Source organism: Pseudomonas sp. PONIH3, assembly GCF_002934345.1.
In the GTDB taxonomy this organism is placed as follows: Bacteria; Pseudomonadota; Gammaproteobacteria; order Pseudomonadales; family Pseudomonadaceae; genus Aquipseudomonas; species Aquipseudomonas soli.
This window is the reverse complement of record NZ_CP026386.1, coordinates 5,279,866-5,295,901: the sequence shown is the minus strand read 5'-3', so window position 1 is coordinate 5,295,901 and position 16,036 is coordinate 5,279,866. Positions and strand designations below refer to the sequence as shown.

Below are 16,036 nucleotides of genomic sequence, written 5' to 3'. Positions count from 1 at the left end.
ACAGCGCACCACGCGGGTGCACTGGCTATCACCTGTGCGTCCCTCAATCCCTGATGGCCGCACCAAGAGGGCCAGCCCGGCTAGCCCGCTTCGAATAACGCCATGGCTTCGACATGCGCCGTCTGAGGAAACATGTCGAGAATCCCGGCCCTTTTTAACCGGTACCCCTGCCCGACCAGCACTTGCGTATCACGCGCCAGCGTGGCGGGGTTGCACGATACATAGACCAGCCGTTTCGCACCCAGCCGGGCGAGGCCCTGCACTACCTCGAAAGCCCCGTCGCGCGGTGGATCCAAGAGTACCGCAGAAAAGCCCTCGGTACCCCATCCAGCGCCTGCCAAAGGCTGCGATAAATCGGCCTGAAAAAACCGTGCGTTATGCACATTGTTGGCGTGGGCGTTGGCCTCGGCACGGCTGACCATGGCCTGCACGCCTTCCACCGCCACCACCTCGCGCGCCTGGCGGGCCAGTGGCAAGGCAAAGTTGCCCAGGCCGCAGAACAGGTCCAGGACCCGCTCATGCGCCTGGGGCGCCAGCCAGGTCAAAGCCTGCTGGATCATCGAGGTGTTGACCTGGGCATTGACCTGGACGAAATCCCCCGGCCGCCAGGCCAGCTCCAGGCCCCAGGGCTCCAAAGCAAAGCCCAGTTGCGCCGCGGCGTCTACTGGCGCCGGCTCGCCCTCGCCCTGCAGCCATAACTGGGCGCCGGCCTCGCGGCAGAATGCCTCGAGCCGCGCCAGGTCTTCACTTGGCAAGGGCGCCACATGCCGGACCATCACTGCCTCCGCGGTACCACTGAACAGCTCCACATGCCCCAACACCTGCGGCTTGCTCAAGCTGCGCAACACGGTCGGCAGGTGGCGCATGATCGCCTGCAAGGGCTGTACCAGCACCGCGCAGTCGTCGATGGCAACGATGTCCTGGCTGGCCTCGGCGCGGAAACCGACCTCCAGCTGACGCGCCTTGGTGTCCCAGCGTACCGCTACCCGCGCCCGGCGACGGTAGCCGAATTCCGGTCCGCACAAGGGAACAGCCCACTCTTCGGGCTGCACGCCGGCCACCCGCTGCAACTGCTCAGCGAGCAGGCGCTGCTTGAGCGCCAGCTGGCCGTCATGGGGTAGGTGCTGAAGGTTGCAGCCGCCACAGCGGGCGTAGTGACGGCAGGGCGCTTCGCGGCGCTCGGCGCTGGCCTGGAACAAGCGTTCCAGGCGCGCCTCGACCACCTTGCCGCGTGCGGCAAGCACCCGCGCCTCGACGTCTTCGCCGCCCAGCGCGCCGCTGACGAACCAGGTACGACCCTCGCTGAAGGCGATGCCACGGCCGTCACCGGCCACGCGCTCGATCAGCAAGCGCTGCTTCTTGCCCACCGGCACTTGTGCGGCACGGTTGCCGCCGGCCGGCTGAAAACGCAGGCCGGTATTGCTTTTCTTTCTGGACATCAGGTCGGATCGAACAGGCCGGTGGAAAGGTAACGGTCGCCGCGGTCGCAGATGATGGCGACCATCACCGCGTTCTCGACTTCACGGGACAGACGCAACATCGCCGCCACCGCCCCGCCGGAGGATACGCCACAGAAAATGCCCTCTTCGCGGGCCAGGCGACGGGTGGTTTCCTCGGCCTCCTGCTGGGACATGTCGACCACGCGGTCGACCCGGGTGGCGTCGAAGATCTTCGGCAGGTACTCGTGGGGCCAACGGCGAATGCCCGGAATGGCCGAGCCTTCCATCGGCTGCAGGCCAACGATCTGCACCGCCGGGTTCTGCTCCTTGAGGTATTGCGAACAACCCATGATGGTGCCGGTCGTGCCCATGGAGCTGACGAAGTGGGTGATCGTGCCCTGGGTCTGCTGCCAGATCTCCGGGCCCGTGCTGTTGTAGTGCGCGATCGGGTTGTCGCCGTTGGCGAACTGGTCAAGCACCAGCCCACGGCCTTCGGCCTGCAGTTTTTCCGCGAGATCGCGGGCGCCTTCCATGCCCTCTTCCTTGGTCACCAGGATCAGCTCGGCGCCATAGGCGGTCATGGCCGCCTTGCGTTCGGCGGTGGAGTTGTCCGGCATGATCAGGATCATCTTGTAGCCCTTGATCGCTGCGGCCATGGCCAGGGCAATGCCGGTATTGCCGGAGGTGGCTTCGATGAGAGTGTCGCCGGGCTTGATCTGGCCACGCAGTTCGGCACGGGTGATCATCGACAACGCCGGGCGGTCCTTGACCGAACCTGCCGGGTTGTTGCCTTCGAGCTTGAGCAGCAAGGTATTGCTGGTGTTCCCGGCGATGCGCTGCAGGCGAACCAGCGGCGTATGGCCGACGCAGTCGGCGATGGTTGGGTACTGCAGGGTCATGGGCGTTTTCGCAATCCGGACGGCAGGGGCGCCTATCATACCGGCAAACCCGGCGCGGCCATATCACGCAATTGTCGGTGGTTATAGCGGGTAGCTATAAGCAATTGTTCCCTGGCACCGGGCTTGTCCGCGCCGGACCTACCGACGGCCCCGCTTCATGGGCAGGCAGGCGCATGCACAGGCGCAGGCCACGCTCGCCATTGACCGCCCACACCAGCCCACCCTGGCGGCGGATCGCATTGCGGGCAATGCTCAAGCCCAAGCCGAAGCCACCGTCCCCGGGCCGCGCCCCGTCCAACCGGGAAAACGGCGCGAAGATCCGCTCAAGGTCTTCCTCGGCCACGCCACCGCCGTCATCCTCCAGGTCGATACGCCAATACCCGCCTTCACGCCAGCCGCCCAGGCGCACCACACCCGCCTCCGGCGAGTGACGGATGGCGTTGCGCAGCATGTTCTCCAGCGCCTGGGCAAGGTCGTTGAGGCTGCCCCGCACCCAGCAGTCCGCCGGCAACGCACAGCGCAACTGCCCAGGTGCCCAGCCGCTTTCGTAACAGGCATTCTCGCTGAGCAGGTCCCACAGCGCCGGCACCTGGATCGGTTCCAGGTTCACCGGGGCGCGCTCGGCGTCCTGCCAGGCCAGTTGCAAAGTGTCCTCGACCAGTTGCTGCATGCCGTCCACCTCGCGGTGCAGGCGTTCGCGCAGGCGCTGCAGGTCGGTTTCGCCGTCGCAGGCCACGCGCAGGCGGCTGAGCGGCGTGCGCATCTCGTGGGACAGGTCGCGCAGCAACTGCTGCTGCAAGGCCACGGTGCCCTGCAGGCGCTCGGCCATCTGGTCGAAGGCCCTGGCCAGTTCGCCCAGCTCGTCCTTGCGCCGGGTGGTGCGCGGATCCAGGCGCGCCGCCAGTTGGTCGGCGCGCCAGGCGCTGGCCTGTTCACGCAATTGGTTGAGCGGCACGATCAGCATGCGGTACAGGCCGACGCACAACAGCAGGGTAGACAGTCCAGGAATGATGCCGTTGGTGACGATGCGCCAGAACAACCGGTACTGGCCCGGGTTGAAGCGCTCCGGCAGCTCGATCACCAGCATGCCCTGCTCCGGCGCGCCGGGGAACGGCAGGCGCAACCAGGGCTGGCCGATACTGCGCCGGCTCATCGGCCAGTCAACGCCGCGCAGGCGGGTCAGGCGCTGGGCCTGCCGGGCAGTGAGATCGGCGTTGCCCAACGGTTGCAGGTCGCCATCGAGCACCCCCGCCCAGCCTTGCTCGCGCCCACGCATCTCGGCCAGCCAGGCATCGACACCATCAGCGCCGTCCCTGCGCCAGGCCAGCTCCGCCTCGGCCGCGTAACCACGCAGCACCTGACGCGCGGGTTCGGAAAGGAAGGCGTCCTGGGTTTCCATATGGCGACCCCAGCTGTAGCTGAGGCCGATCATCAGCAGGCAGAAGCCCACCAGCAGGACGGCCAATTTCCAGAACAGCGAATGGCGATCGAGCACGACTCAGTCGACCTCGCCCACGCCGAATACATAGCCCTTGCCCCAGACGGTGCGGATCTGCCGCTCGTGATAACCGATGGCCTTGAGCTTGCGGCGAATCTGGCTGACGTGCATGTCCAGGCTGCGGTCATGGCGCGAGTATCCGCGCTGCAGCACCTGCTGGTACAGGAACGGCTTGCTGAGGACCTCGTCCTCGCTGCGATACAAGGTGTCGAGCAGGCGGTATTCGCTGGGGGTCAGCCCGGCCCACTGGCCGGCAAGGCAGATATCGGCCGCTTGCTCGTCAAAGCGCAACAGCGGCTCCGCCTCCTTGCGCGGCGCCAACGCCCGTCGTTCGAAAGCCACTCGGCGCAGGATGGCCTCGATGCGCACCCGCAGCTCGGCGAAACTGAAAGGCTTTGGCAGGTAGTCGTCCGCGCCGCGTTCAAAACCATTGATACGATCGGCCTCGGCCCCCAGCGCCGACATCAGGATGACCGGCGTGGCGCTGCGTCGGCGCAGGCTGGTCAGCGCATCCAGGCCATTGAGGCCGGGCAGCAGGATGTCCAGCAGGACCAGGTCGAAGGCTTGTCGTCCCGCCTCCTCAAGCCCCTCCAGACCACTACGGCACCAAGTCACCTGGAAGCCGCCGCGGCGCAATTCTTCGCGCAGGTAGGCACCGAGCACGGGATCGTCCTCGATGGCCAGGATGTGGGTGGCGTGAATAGCTTCAGGATGCATTGGCAACTGCCATCGATTCTCAGTTGCGTGATTATTGGGCAAGCGCTCCCGGCAAGGCAACCGTCGCCCGACTGACGCGCCATCGTACAGCCGGGTTACTTGGCAAACAAAAGCCTTACAAATGCCTGCGGCGCGGAGTAACGTTCCCGCTGATGCGCGAACAGCGCTTTTCAAGGCACATGACAGGAGACAGGTGTGCTCGACCGTTTGGGAATCCGCAGCCGCGTCCTGCTGCTGGCCTTGCTCCCCGCCAGCCTGATGGCCCTGGTGCTGGGCAGTTACTTCACCTGGTTGCAGCAGAGCGACCTGCGCACGCAGCTGCTGCAACGCGGCAAGATGATCGCCGAGCAGTTGGCGCCCCTGGCGGCGCCGGCCCTGGCCCGCCAGTCCCCGGCGCAGCTGGAGCGCATCGCGGCCCAGGCCCTGGAGCAGGTCGACGTGCGCGCCGTGGCGTTCCTCGCCGCCGACCGCACGCGCCTGGCCCACGCCGGCCCCAGCATGCTCAACCAGCCGCCCAGCGGCGGCACCGGCACGCAACTGCTCCAGCGCACCGGCAACGATGCCACCCGTTACCTGATGCCGGTGTTCGGCCATCACCGCGACCTGGCCACCGACGCCGTACCCGCCGAAGCCGAGCGCCTGCTCGGCTGGGTGGAGATCGAGCTCTCCCACGACGGCACCCTGCTGCGCGGCTACCGCAACCTGTTCACCAGCCTGCTGCTGATCCTCGCCTGCCTGAGCCTGACCGCGCTGCTCGCCCTGCGCATGAGCCGCACCATCAACGACCCGATCAACCGCATCAAGCACGCGGTCAACCAGCTCAAGGACGGCCACCTCGACGAACGCCTGCCAGCCATGGGCAGCCACGAGCTCGACGAACTGGCCGCTGGCATCAACCGCATGGCCGAGACCCTGCACAGCGCCCACGAAGAGCTGCAGCACAGCATCGACCAGGCCACCGAGGACGTGCGCCAGAACCTGGAAACCATCGAGATCCAGAACATCGAGCTGGACATGGCGCGCAAGGAGGCCCTGGAGGCCAGCCGCATCAAGTCCGAGTTCCTCGCCAACATGAGCCACGAGATCCGCACCCCGCTCAACGGCATCCTCGGCTTCACCCACCTGTTGCAAAAGAGCGAGCTCAGCCCGCGTCAGCTCGACTACCTAGGCACCATCGAGAAATCCGCCGACAACCTGTTGGGGATCATCAACGAGATCCTCGACTTCTCCAAGATCGAGGCCGGCAAGCTGGTGCTCGACAGCATCCCGCTCAACCTGCGCGACCTGATCCAGGACACCCTGACCATCCTTGCCCCGGCCGCCCACGCCAAGCAGCTGGAGCTGCTCAGCCTGGTCTACCGCGACACCCCGCTGTCGCTGGTGGGCGACCCGTTGCGGCTCAAGCAGATCCTCACCAACCTGGTGAGCAATGCCATCAAGTTCACCCGCGAAGGCACCATCGTCGTGCGCGCCATGCTCGAGGACGAGCAGGAAGACAGCGTGCAACTGCGCATCAGCGTCCAGGACACCGGCATCGGCCTGTCGCCGCAGGATGTGCGCACCCTGTTCCAGGCCTTCAGCCAGGCCGACAACTCGCTGTCACGCCAGCCCGGCGGTACCGGCCTGGGCCTGGTGATCTCCAAGCGCCTGATCGAACAGATGGGTGGCGAAATCGGCGTCGACAGCACGCCGGGCGAAGGCTCGCAGTTCTGGATCAGCCTCAACCTGCCCAAGGCCCACGACGACACCGAGGAGCAACCCGCCCAGGCCCTGGTCGGCCGTAGCGTGGCCATCGTCGACGGGCACGACCTGGCCCGCCAGGCATTGCAGCACCAGCTCGAGGACTGCGGCCTGGCGGTCACAGTGTTCGCTTCCTGCGACCAACTGCTGCACGGCGTGCAGGCGGCAAGCCAGGCCGGGCAGCCGTTCGACTTCGCCGTGCTCGGGGTCAATCTCGGCAGCCTGGCGCCGGAACAACTGGGGCAATACCACCAACAGCTCGAGCGCCTGGGATGCCAGTGCGTGGTGCTGTGCCCCACCAGGGAGCAGCCGCTCTACCACCCTTACCTGCCCAACGCCCACGGCCAGTTGCTGGCCAAGCCCACCTGCACACGCAAGCTGCGTCGCCTGCTGCTGGAACTGGTGCAGCCGCGCCGGCCGGTGTGCGAGCAACGCAGCAACGGCGGCCAACGCATGCCCAAGCTCCTGTGCGTCGACGACAACCCGGCCAACCTGCTGCTGGTGCAGACCCTGCTCGAAGGAATGGGCGCCGAGGTACTGGCGGTGGACAGCGGCTATGCCGCGGTGCAGGCCGTGCAGGACGAGCCCTTCGACCTGGTACTGATGGATGTGCAGATGCCAGGCATGGATGGCCGTGCCTGCACCGAACAGATTCGCCAGTGGGAGGCCAGCCAGAGCGGTCCGGCCCTGCCCATCGTGGCCCTCACCGCGCACGCCATGGCCAACGAAAAGCGTGCCTTGCTGCACAGCGGCATGGACGACTACCTGACCAAGCCGATCAGCGAGCGCCAGTTGGCCCAGGTGGTGATGAAATGGACCGGCCTGAGCCTGGGCTCACCGCCACAGGAACGGCCCAGTGAGCGCCTGCCCGACAGCAGCGAGCTGAAGGTGCTCGATCCAGAGGAAGGGCTACGCCTGGCCGCCGGCAAGCCAGACCTGGCGGCGGATATGCTGGCAATGCTCCTGGCCTCGCTGGAGTCCGACCGCGAGGCCATCCAGGCCGCCCGCGACGCTGCCGACCGCAACGCCATGATCGAGCGGGTGCACCGGCTCAACGGCGCCTCGCGTTATTGCGGCGTACCGCAGTTGCGCGCGGCCTGCCAGCGCAGCGAGACCTTGCTCAAGCAGGACAGCCCCCAGGCGTTGCAGGCCCTGGACGAACTGGACCAGGCCATCAGCCGACTGGCCGAGCAGGCACGCGAAAGCGCCTGAATCCCCCACAGGCTTTGCAAGAGTCGTGGGAGCGGGGGTGCGACTTGCCCCGCGACAGGGCCGTCACAGATCAATACCCGATCTCCCTGACGGCCTAGACTGTTGCCGACTCACAGAAGGAAGCCCCCATGCGCGCCCTGTTGTTCAGCAGCCAGCACTACGACCAGGAAAGCTTCACCCGCGCCGCCAGCGCGGACGCCCTGGAGCTGCACTACCAGTCCGCCCGCCTGACCCTGGACACCGCCGCCCTCGCCCAGGGCTTCGAAGTGGTGTGCGCCTTCATTAACGATGAACTCGACGCCCAGGTCCTACAGCGCCTGGCCGCTGGCGGCACGCGCCTGATCGCCCTGCGCTCGGCCGGCTACAACCACGTCGACCTGGCTGCCGCGCAGCGCCTCGGGCTCAGCGTGGTGCGCGTGCCGGCCTACTCGCCGCACGCCGTCGCCGAACATGCCGTGGCCCTGATCCTGGCCCTCAACCGCCGCCTGCACCGCGCCTACAACCGCACCCGCGAAGGTGATTTCACCCTGCACGGCCTGACCGGCTTCGACCTGCACGGCAAGACCGTCGGCGTGGTCGGCACCGGCCAGATCGGCGCGGCCTTCGCCCGCATCATGGCCGGTTTCGGCTGCCAGCTGCTGGCCTACGACCCCTACCCCAACCCTGAGCTGGTCGCCCTCGGCGCCCGCTACCTGGAGCTGCCCGAGCTGCTGCGCCAGGCACGCATCATCAGCCTGCACTGCCCGCTGACCGAACATACCCGCCACCTGATCAATGCCCAGAGCCTGGCCCAGCTGCAGCCCGGCACCATGCTGATCAACACCGGCCGCGGCGCGCTGGTCGACACCCCGGCACTGATCGACGCGCTCAAGAGCGGCCAGCTCGGCTACCTGGGGCTAGATGTGTATGAAGAAGAGGCGCAGCTGTTCTTCGAGGACCGCTCCGACTTGCCGCTGCAGGACGACGTGCTGGCACGGCTGCTGACCTTCCCCAACGTGATCGTCACCGCGCACCAGGCGTTTCTTACCCGCGAGGCCCTGGATGCCATCGCGGCCATCACCCTGGACAACATCGCCCGCTGGGCGGCAGGCAATCCGCAGAATCTGGTCACGGGATGATGCTAGGATACGCGGCATTTCTGGAGGACCCATGGTCGAACACGATTTCCGCTACACCCTTTTCAACCCGCAACACACCCTGATCGAGTGCCGCGCGCTGGTACCGGGCCGCTATCAGGTCACCGGCAACGGCGGCTCGATCCAGAAAGGCGACGCACTGCTGGTTTCGCTCAAAGGCAGCAAAACCCTGTCCATGCGCCTGACCGTCGACAGCGTACGCCACCTGATCAACCCCACCGGGCAGTGGGTGGCCGTGGCCCAGGGGCCAGTATTCAACGAACTGGAAATCCACGAGTGGCAGGTCAAGTGTGATGGCTGCGACGCGGTGCTGGACTTCGAGTTCGCCACCGAAGCCAAGCTCGGCAAGAAGGGCCACGCCCCGGCAGCCACCGCCCGTGTCCAGGAGCTGGGCTGGGCCAGCCAGGGCGACAAGCACCTGTGCCCGCAGTGCCAGGAGCGAGCCTGAGTGAAACAGCTGCTGACCGGCGTGCTGATCGCCACTGGCCTGATGGGCTGCGCGTCGCAACCTTCGAAGCTGCAGCAGGAGCAAAGCTACCTGCTGGAGTGGATCGGTGAACGCCCGCTGATCGACTACAGCCACCTGACCCTGACCCTGGCCAGCGATGGTCGTGCCTATGGCAATGCCGGCTGCAACCACTGGTTCGCGCCCTATACGCTGGACGGCGAGCACTTAAGCTTCGGCAAGGTCGGCAAGACCCGCAAGCTATGCGCGCCAGCGCTGATGGACCAGGAGAAACGCTTCCTGCAGGCGCTGGAAACGGTGCAGCGCTGGGACGTGTCGCCAATCGAGCAGATCCGCTTCTGGCCGGCCGAGGGCAAGCCGCTGCGGTTCTGGCCTGAGGAAGGCTGAAACCATCGCGGGGCAAGCCCGCTCCTACGTGGGAGCGACGGTGCGCCGATGCGACTTGCCCCGCGATGCAGGGTTCAGGCGCCGCCTTTCAACGCCTTGATCTTGGCCTGCAAACCCTCGAGGGTCTGCTCGCCCAGCAGTTGCTCGCGCACCTTGCCCTTGTCATCGATGATATAGGTCACCGGCAGCGCCTCGCTGCGCGGCAGCTCATAGCGCTCGGCCGGGTCTTGCGCGAGCACGGTGAAGCCGATGCCGAGGGTCTCGGCGGCGGCCTTGAGGTCGGCGCCCTGCAAGCCATCGAAGTTCACCCCCAGCACCTTGATGCCCTCGGCATCCCACTGCTTCGCCGCAGCATTGAGCTCGGGGATTTCGGTACGGCACGGGCCGCACCATTCGGCCCAGTAGTTGAGCACCAGCCAGTGCCCCTCGACCTGTTCGGCCTTCACCGTATTGCCGTGCTGGTCCACGCCGTAGTCCGCACCGCAGCCGCCGAGCAGCAGGCTCGCGGTGATGGCCAGTGCAGCTGCCAAACGCCTTGCCATGGGTCAATCCTTCTCGAAGTTTTCAAGCATTGAAGTCGGTCGCTGCGGTTAGAATAGCCGCCACACCCAGCTGGATGCGACCCGTCATGACCGATCTGACCCTCTATCATAACCCGCGCTGCTCGAAATCCCGCGGCGCCCTGGAACTGCTCGAGGCACGCGGCCTCGCACCGACCATCGTGCGCTATCTCGAGACCCCGCCGGACGCCGCCACCCTCGAACAGCTGCTTGCCAAGCTGGGCATCGGCGCGCGCCAACTGCTGCGCACCGGCGAAGACGAATACAAGGCCCTGGAGCTGGCCAACCCTGCCCTGAGCGACGCTCAGTTGATCAAGGCGATGGTCGAGCATCCCAAGCTGATCGAACGCCCGATCCTGGTCGCAGGCAACAAGGCCGTGATCGGTCGCCCACCCGAGAAGGTCCTGGAGATCCTGCCGTGAGCGAACCCTACATCCTGGTGCTGTACTACAGCCGCCACGGCTCGACCAGCGAGATGGCCCGGCATATTGCCCGCGGCGTCGAGATGGCCGGCATGGAGGCACGCCTGCGCACGGTGCCGGCGATCTCCACGGAGTGCGAAGCCGTGGCCCCGGACATCCCGGCCAGCGGCGCGCTGTACGCCACCCTCGACGACCTGCGCCACTGCGCGGGCCTGGCCATGGGCAGCCCGACCCGCTTCGGCAACATGGCCGCGCCGCTCAAGTACTTCCTCGACGGCACCAGCAGCCTGTGGCTGGGCGGCGAACTGGTGGGCAAGCCGGCGGCGGTGTTCACTTCCACCGCCAGCCTGCACGGCGGCCAGGAAACCACCCTGCTGTCGATGCTGCTGCCGCTGATGCACCACGGCATGCTGGTCACCGGCCTGCCCTACAGCGAGTCGGCGCTGCTCGATACCCGCGGCGGCGGCACCCCGTACGGCGCCAGCCACCATGCCGGCGCCGACGGCAAGCGCGAGCTGGACCAGCACGAGATCACCCTGTGCCGCGCCCTCGGCCAACGCCTGGCCAACACCGCCAAGGCCCTGGGTGGCCAGCGTGGCTAGAAAACCCAAGGTGCTGCCGCCGCTGGAGTGGCTCGCCCCACGCGTACGGCTGACCCGCGCCCTGAGCCTGGCCTGCTTCTTCGGCCTGATCGCCCTGCTGGTGGTGAACAACCTGTGGTTCGCCAACCTGCACGGGGCGCGGGTCGAGGTGATCCTGGCCATCGAGCTGATCCCCCTGCTGCTGTTGCTGCCGGGCATGCTGATGGGCAGCGCCCGGGCGCATGCCTGGACCTGCTTCGTGGTCAATATCTACTTCATCAAGGGCGTGCTGGCCGCCTTCGACCCCGCCCGAGCGCTGTTCGGCTGGGTCGAAGTGCTGGTGAGCCTGGGGCTGTTCGTCAGCGGCTTGCTGTTCGTGCGCTGGAAGTTCCAGCAGGATCGACGCCTGGCCGGCGAAGGTGCCTGACCGTATCGGGGCCGCATTGCGGCCCCGGCGATCTCAATGGTTGACGGTATGCGCCAACATCACCGACAACTGGCACAGCGGCCGCCCGCTTTCGGCATGCCACTGGTTGAACGCCTGCTGCACCAGTGCCAGGTCACGCAGGCTGGTCGGCGGCTTGTCGATGATCTTCTGGGCGATCAACGCGGCGGCCATGTCGTCAGTGGGGATGAAGGTGTCCTTGCCGACCATGCGCAGGAAACGCGGCGCCGACAACCCGCCCAGCTGGTTGCCATGCTTGGCCAGGTACTTCCACAGCCCGACGATATCGGTCTCGGGCCAGTCGGCGATGAACGCGCCGAAACTGCCCTTCTCCTTCGCCACGTCGAGGATCATCTGCGCATTGCGCGGCACGCTCTTGAGCTTGCCCAGGTGGCGGATGATGCGCTCGTCCTGCATCAGTCGCTCCAGGTGCTCGGCGCCCATCAGCACCACTTTCTCCGGGTCGAAGCCAAAGAACACCTGCTCGAACGCCGGCCACTTGGCATCCACCAGGCTGTGCTTGAGCCCGGCGCGGAACACGCGCAGGGCCAGGGTCGACAGGTAGCGGTCGTCGGTGATGTCACGCAGCTGCGCGGGTGTGCGCGGCTGCGGCAGGAAGGCTTCCAGCGCCTGGGCCGAACCGAAGCGGTTCAGGCAGTACTCATGCAACCACTGGTAGTCGCGCATAAGGTCAGATATTCAACACGTCGAGGAAGCGCGGGGTGGCGCTCTCGTCGATCTTCAGGCTGGTGAAGTCGAACAGGTTGCGGTCGGCCAATTGCGACGGGGCGACGTTCTGCAGGGCGCGGAAGATGCTCTCGGTACGGCCAGGGTGCTTGCGCTCCCACTCCACCAGCATGTCCTTGACCACCTGGCGCTGCAGGTTTTCCTGCGAGCCGCACAGGTTGCACGGGATGATCGGGAATTCCTTCATGTCCGAGTAGGCCTGGATGTCCTTCTCGCTGCAGTAGGCCAGCGGGCGGATCACCACGTTGCGCCCGTCATCGGCGCGCAGCTTCGGCGGCATGCCCTTGAGCGCGCCGTTGAAGAACATGTTGAGGAAGAAGGTCTCGACGATGTCGTCGCGGTGGTGCCCCAGGGCCATCTTGGTCGCGCCGATCTCGTCGGCGAAGGTGTACAGGGTGCCGCGGCGCAGGCGCGAGCACAGCGAGCAGGTAGTCTTGCCCTCGGGCACCAGCTCCTTGACCACCGAGTAGGTGTCCTTCTCGACGATGTGGTACTCGACGCCCAGTTCCTTGAGGTAGGCCGGCAGCACGTGCTCGGGGAAGCCCGGCTGCTTCTGGTCCATGTTCACCGCAACGATCTCGAACTTGATCGGCGCCACCTTCTGCAGGTGCAACAGAACGTCGAGCATGGTGTAGCTGTCCTTGCCGCCGGACAGGCAGACCATGACCTTGTCGCCATCCTCGATCATGTTGAAGTCGGTGATGGCTTCGCCGGCGAGGCGACGCAGGCGTTTTTGCAGTTTGTTCTGGTTGACCGAGAGGGTGCCCATAGCGCTTGGATCCGCGAGGTGTGACAAAAGCCGGCTATTTTACGCACAAACCGGGCGGCGCAGTAGGTGAATCCGATAAAGACTTCAAGGGAATCAACAACCGTCCTGACAGCGCGATTTGCTCTAAAAAGCCGGTTTTATGCGGGAATCCGCTTCCTATACTGCGACATAAGGCCACATTGGCGCAGCACCTGGTGTCCTGGCCTCGGGCCATAGGCGCTCCATCCGGGGGGCGTTTGGCAACGACGATAGGAGTGACCCGTATGATTCATCACGTTGTTGGGCTGTTCACCCACCCCGACCAGGAGTGGCGGGAGATTCGTGGCGAGGATGAAAGCATCAGCCACATGTACCTGACACACACGCTGATCCTGGCGGCGATCCCCGCCGTGTCGGCGTTCATCGGCACCACCCAGGTCGGCTGGGTGATCGGCGAGCGGCCAGCCGTGATGCTGACCATGGAAAGCGCATTGTGGATGAGCATCATGTCCTACCTGGCGATGCTCGCAGGCGTGGCGGTGATGGGCGCCTTCATCCACTGGATGGCGCGCACCTACGACGCCAACCCGAGCATGGCGCAGTGCATCGCCTTTGCCACCTACACCGCCACTCCGCTGTTCATCGGCGGCCTTGCGGCGCTGTACCCACACCTGTGGCTGGGCATGCTGATCGGCACGGCGGCGATCTGCTACACCGTGTATCTGCTGTATGTCGGCTTGCCGACCTTCATGAACATACCGTCGGATGAAGGCTTCCTGTTCTCCAGCTCGGTGCTGGCGGTGGGCCTCGTGGTTCTGGTGGCGATCATGGCCGCGACCGTGATCATCTGGGGACTGGGCGTGGGGCCCGTCTATACCAACTGAACGCATACCAACCAGATCCAACCAACACTGGGGCATCACCGGGGCCGCCGCAAGGCGGCCTCGCTTCGTGTGCCTGACCGGCGGCTCGGCAGCCGCCCGTTGCCTGCGGCATAATGCCCGGTCAGGAGAACTACCCCGCCATGCCCGAGCTGCTCAGACAACGCGTCGAAACCTGTTACCAGCAAGCCGAAACCTTCTTCAAACGCCCCTTCCCGCGCCCGCAGGTCAGCTTCAAGCTGCGCGGACAGAAGGCCGGCGTCGCCCACCTGCACGAGAACCTGCTGCGCTTCAACCTGCAGCTGTACCGCGAGAACGCCGAAGACTTCCTGCGCCAGACTGTGGCCCACGAGGTCGCCCACCTGATCGCCCACCAGCTGTTCGGCGAGCGCATCCAGGCCCATGGCGAGGAGTGGCAGTTGATCATGCGCGGGGTGTACGAGCTGCCGCCAAACCGCTGCCACAACTACGAAGTGCAGCGGCGCGTGGCGACACGCTACATCTACCGTTGTCCGTGCCCGGAAAGCGATTTCCCGTTCACCGCCCAGCGCCACAAGCTGGTGCGCCAGGGGCGACGCTACCTGTGCCGGCGCTGCCGGGAGATCCTGGTATACAGCGGCGAGACCCGGGTCGAATAATCGTCAACGCATGAAAAAGGCGACCCGAGGGTCGCCTTTTCGCATTTCAACTCACGCTCAACGCGCCGGGCCTTCGGCCACGCCCAGGTCGTCGGTCGGACGGGTGTCGATCAGCGGCGAGCCGCCAGACGCCAATTCGGCCTGCAGGGTGTCGGTGTCCAGCTCCTTGACCCACTTGGCCACGACCACGGTGGCCACGGCGTTGCCGATCAGGTTGGTCAGGGCGCGGGCTTCGGACATGAAGCGGTCGATACCCAGGATCAGCGCCAGGCCGGCAACCGGCAGGTGGCCGACGGCCGACAGGGTGGCGGCCAGGACGATGAAGCCGGAACCGGTGACGCCCGCGGCACCCTTGGAGGCCACCAGCAGCACCAGCAGCAGGGTGATCTGGTGGGTGATGTCCATGGTGGTGTCGGTGGCCTGGGCGATGAACACCGCGGCCATGGTCAGGTAGATCGAGGTACCGTCCAGGTTGAACGAGTAGCCGGTCGGGATCACCAGGCCAACCACCGATTTCTTCGCGCCCAGGCGCTCCATCTTGGCCAGCATGCGCGGCAGGGCCGACTCGGAGGAGGAGGTGCCCAGCACGATCAGCAGTTCTTCACGGATGTAGCGGATCAGCTTGATCACGCTGAAGCCGTGGGCGCGGCAGATACCGCCCAGCACCACCAGGACGAACAGCAGGCAAGTGATGTAGAAGCAGGCCATCAGGTAGCCCAGCTGCACCAGCGAACCCACGCCGTATTGGCCGATGGTGAAGGCCATGGCACCGAAGGCGCCGATCGGGGCCAGCTTCATGATCATGTTGATGATGTTGAACATGACATGGGCGAAGCGGTCGATCAGATCCAGCACCGGTTTGCCGTAGCTGCCCAGGCGGTGCAAGGCGAAGCCGAACAGCACCGAGAACATCAGCACTTGCAGGATGTCGCCGTTGGCGAAGGCGCCGACCACGGTGTTGGGGATGACATTGAGCAGGAAGCCGACGGTGGTCTGCTGCGCGCCGGCGGCGGCATAGGCAGCCACGCTGCTGGCGTTGAGGGTGCTGACGTCGACGTGCATGCCGGCGCCCGGCTGCACCACGTTGACTACCACCAGGCCGATGATCAGGGCGATGGTGGAGACGATCTCGAAGTACAACAGCGCGTAACCGCCGGTCTTGCCGACCGACTTCATGCTTTGCATGCCCGCGATGCCGCTGACCACGGTGCAGAAGATGATCGGCGCGATGACCATCTTGATCAGCTTGACGAAGCCGTCACCCAAGGGTTTGAGGGCTACGCCGGTTTCCGGGTAGTAGTGGCCGAGCAGGATACCGATGGTGATCGCGACGATCACCTGGACATACAGCGATTTGTACAGCGGCTGACGAGTCGTCATGGCTAGTTTTTCCTCAAGTGGGCCGGCGCATCCTTCCCAGGATGTCGGGGCACCTGAATCGCGAACCCTCCTGTACCCGGAGGGATTTGTCGTTGTGTTCGAGCGCCTGGGCAGGCCTCTGCCAGGTGAATAGCAAGGGC

At 65.8% G+C, this 16,036-nt stretch carries 17 protein-coding genes; 9 read left to right on the top strand and 8 right to left on the bottom strand.

Going from position 1 to position 16,036, the window contains the following annotated elements:
- Positions 1 to 80: 80 nt before the first annotated feature.
- The 4 genes from rlmD to C3F42_RS24495 form a co-directional block, all read right to left on the bottom strand.
- Complete coding sequence (rlmD, locus tag C3F42_RS24510; protein WP_104445019.1) at positions 81 to 1,439, bottom strand: 23S rRNA (uracil(1939)-C(5))-methyltransferase RlmD; 1,359 nt, start codon at positions 1,437 to 1,439, stop codon at positions 81 to 83.
- A complete protein-coding gene (gene cysM / locus C3F42_RS24505; RefSeq protein WP_023631413.1) occupies positions 1,439 to 2,338 on the bottom strand; it encodes a cysteine synthase CysM in 900 nt (299 codons plus the stop codon). The genes rlmD and cysM overlap by 1 nt, the downstream gene beginning before the upstream one ends.
- A gap of 94 nt (positions 2,339 to 2,432) precedes the next feature.
- Positions 2,433 to 3,833, bottom strand: a complete 1,401-nt coding sequence (locus tag C3F42_RS24500) for a sensor histidine kinase (RefSeq protein ID WP_104445018.1) — start codon at positions 3,831 to 3,833, stop codon at positions 2,433 to 2,435.
- Between the two features lie 3 nt (positions 3,834 to 3,836).
- Positions 3,837 to 4,553, bottom strand: a complete 717-nt coding sequence (locus C3F42_RS24495; RefSeq protein WP_023632826.1) for a response regulator transcription factor — start codon at positions 4,551 to 4,553, stop codon at positions 3,837 to 3,839.
- A 195-nt stretch (positions 4,554 to 4,748) separates the two neighbouring features.
- Here C3F42_RS24495 and C3F42_RS24490 point away from each other — a divergent pair, with 195 nt between their 5' ends.
- From C3F42_RS24490 to C3F42_RS24475, 4 genes are all read left to right on the top strand, one after another.
- Complete coding sequence (locus tag C3F42_RS24490; RefSeq protein ID WP_104445017.1) at positions 4,749 to 7,505, top strand: response regulator; 2,757 nt, start codon at positions 4,749 to 4,751, stop codon at positions 7,503 to 7,505.
- A gap of 128 nt (positions 7,506 to 7,633) precedes the next feature.
- Positions 7,634 to 8,623 (top strand): 2-hydroxyacid dehydrogenase, encoded by a 990-nt coding sequence (locus C3F42_RS24485; protein ID WP_094011802.1) that lies wholly within the window; start codon positions 7,634 to 7,636, stop codon positions 8,621 to 8,623.
- Between the two features lie 31 nt (positions 8,624 to 8,654).
- On the top strand, positions 8,655 to 9,089 hold the full coding sequence (locus C3F42_RS24480; RefSeq protein WP_023632211.1) for a hypothetical protein: 435 nt from the start codon (positions 8,655 to 8,657) through the stop codon (positions 9,087 to 9,089).
- Positions 9,090 to 9,494, top strand: coding sequence for an META domain-containing protein (locus C3F42_RS24475; RefSeq protein WP_023632210.1), 405 nt, complete (start codon positions 9,090 to 9,092; stop codon positions 9,492 to 9,494).
- A 74-nt stretch (positions 9,495 to 9,568) separates the two neighbouring features.
- Here the strand turns inward: C3F42_RS24475 and C3F42_RS24470 are convergent, their stop codons facing one another.
- Positions 9,569 to 10,036: a TlpA disulfide reductase family protein gene (locus tag C3F42_RS24470; protein WP_023632209.1), complete on the bottom strand. Its 468-nt coding sequence runs from the start codon at positions 10,034 to 10,036 to the stop codon at positions 9,569 to 9,571.
- Between the two features lie 86 nt (positions 10,037 to 10,122).
- Here C3F42_RS24470 and arsC point away from each other — a divergent pair, with 86 nt between their 5' ends.
- From arsC to C3F42_RS24455, 3 genes are read left to right on the top strand one after another with little or no spacing between them, the layout of a single operon-like run.
- Entirely contained in the window at positions 10,123 to 10,476 is a 354-nt protein-coding gene (gene arsC / locus C3F42_RS24465) for an arsenate reductase (glutaredoxin) (protein ID WP_023632208.1), read from the top strand.
- Positions 10,473 to 11,078: an NAD(P)H:quinone oxidoreductase gene (gene wrbA, locus C3F42_RS24460; RefSeq protein WP_038706629.1), complete on the top strand. Its 606-nt coding sequence runs from the start codon at positions 10,473 to 10,475 to the stop codon at positions 11,076 to 11,078. The genes arsC and wrbA overlap by 4 nt, the downstream gene beginning before the upstream one ends.
- Entirely contained in the window at positions 11,071 to 11,484 is a 414-nt protein-coding gene (locus tag C3F42_RS24455; RefSeq protein WP_031315197.1) for a DUF2069 domain-containing protein, read from the top strand. The genes wrbA and C3F42_RS24455 overlap by 8 nt, the downstream gene beginning before the upstream one ends.
- Positions 11,485 to 11,517: 33 nt before the next feature.
- Here the strand turns inward: C3F42_RS24455 and C3F42_RS24450 are convergent, their stop codons facing one another.
- Both C3F42_RS24450 and ttcA read right to left on the bottom strand, forming a co-directional pair.
- The gene (locus C3F42_RS24450) at positions 11,518 to 12,189 is read right to left on the bottom strand and encodes a DNA-3-methyladenine glycosylase I (RefSeq protein ID WP_023630776.1); all 672 of its coding nucleotides are present in this window, start codon (positions 12,187 to 12,189) and stop codon (positions 11,518 to 11,520) included.
- Positions 12,190 to 12,193: 4 nt separating this feature from the next.
- On the bottom strand, positions 12,194 to 13,018 hold the full coding sequence (gene ttcA, locus C3F42_RS24445) for a tRNA 2-thiocytidine(32) synthetase TtcA (RefSeq protein ID WP_023630777.1): 825 nt from the start codon (positions 13,016 to 13,018) through the stop codon (positions 12,194 to 12,196).
- Between the two features lie 263 nt (positions 13,019 to 13,281).
- Here ttcA and C3F42_RS24440 point away from each other — a divergent pair, with 263 nt between their 5' ends.
- Both C3F42_RS24440 and C3F42_RS24435 read left to right on the top strand, forming a co-directional pair.
- Entirely contained in the window at positions 13,282 to 13,881 is a 600-nt protein-coding gene (locus C3F42_RS24440; protein WP_023630778.1) for a Yip1 family protein, read from the top strand.
- A 140-nt stretch (positions 13,882 to 14,021) separates the two neighbouring features.
- Positions 14,022 to 14,516, top strand: a complete 495-nt coding sequence (locus tag C3F42_RS24435; protein WP_046854519.1) for a SprT family zinc-dependent metalloprotease — start codon at positions 14,022 to 14,024, stop codon at positions 14,514 to 14,516.
- 57 nt (positions 14,517 to 14,573) lie between these two features.
- Here C3F42_RS24435 and C3F42_RS24430 read toward each other — a convergent pair whose 3' ends face one another.
- A complete protein-coding gene (locus C3F42_RS24430) occupies positions 14,574 to 15,896 on the bottom strand; it encodes a dicarboxylate/amino acid:cation symporter (RefSeq protein WP_023630780.1) in 1,323 nt (440 codons plus the stop codon).
- Positions 15,897 to 16,036 lie beyond the last annotated feature (140 nt).

What these genes read in the sequence shown, in the direction of transcription:
- C3F42_RS24470 (WP_023632209.1), bottom strand. Translation starts at nt 10,036, where the DNA reads ATGGCAAGGCGTTTGGCAGCTGCACTGGCCATCACCGCGAGCCTGCTG.
- C3F42_RS24495 (WP_023632826.1), bottom strand. Translation starts at nt 4,553, where the DNA reads ATGCATCCTGAAGCTATTCACGCCACCCACATCCTGGCCATCGAGGAC.
- C3F42_RS24480 (WP_023632211.1), top strand. Translation starts at nt 8,655, where the DNA reads ATGGTCGAACACGATTTCCGCTACACCCTTTTCAACCCGCAACACACC.
- C3F42_RS24430 (WP_023630780.1), bottom strand. Translation starts at nt 15,896, where the DNA reads ATGACGACTCGTCAGCCGCTGTACAAATCGCTGTATGTCCAGGTGATC.
- arsC (WP_023632208.1), top strand. Translation starts at nt 10,123, where the DNA reads ATGACCGATCTGACCCTCTATCATAACCCGCGCTGCTCGAAATCCCGC.
- C3F42_RS24435 (WP_046854519.1), top strand. Translation starts at nt 14,022, where the DNA reads ATGCCCGAGCTGCTCAGACAACGCGTCGAAACCTGTTACCAGCAAGCC.
- ttcA (WP_023630777.1), bottom strand. Translation starts at nt 13,018, where the DNA reads ATGGGCACCCTCTCGGTCAACCAGAACAAACTGCAAAAACGCCTGCGT.
- C3F42_RS24485 (WP_094011802.1), top strand. Translation starts at nt 7,634, where the DNA reads ATGCGCGCCCTGTTGTTCAGCAGCCAGCACTACGACCAGGAAAGCTTC.
- C3F42_RS24440 (WP_023630778.1), top strand. Translation starts at nt 13,282, where the DNA reads ATGATTCATCACGTTGTTGGGCTGTTCACCCACCCCGACCAGGAGTGG.
- C3F42_RS24450 (WP_023630776.1), bottom strand. Translation starts at nt 12,189, where the DNA reads ATGCGCGACTACCAGTGGTTGCATGAGTACTGCCTGAACCGCTTCGGT.
- rlmD (WP_104445019.1), bottom strand. Translation starts at nt 1,439, where the DNA reads ATGTCCAGAAAGAAAAGCAATACCGGCCTGCGTTTTCAGCCGGCCGGC.
- cysM (WP_023631413.1), bottom strand. Translation starts at nt 2,338, where the DNA reads ATGACCCTGCAGTACCCAACCATCGCCGACTGCGTCGGCCATACGCCG.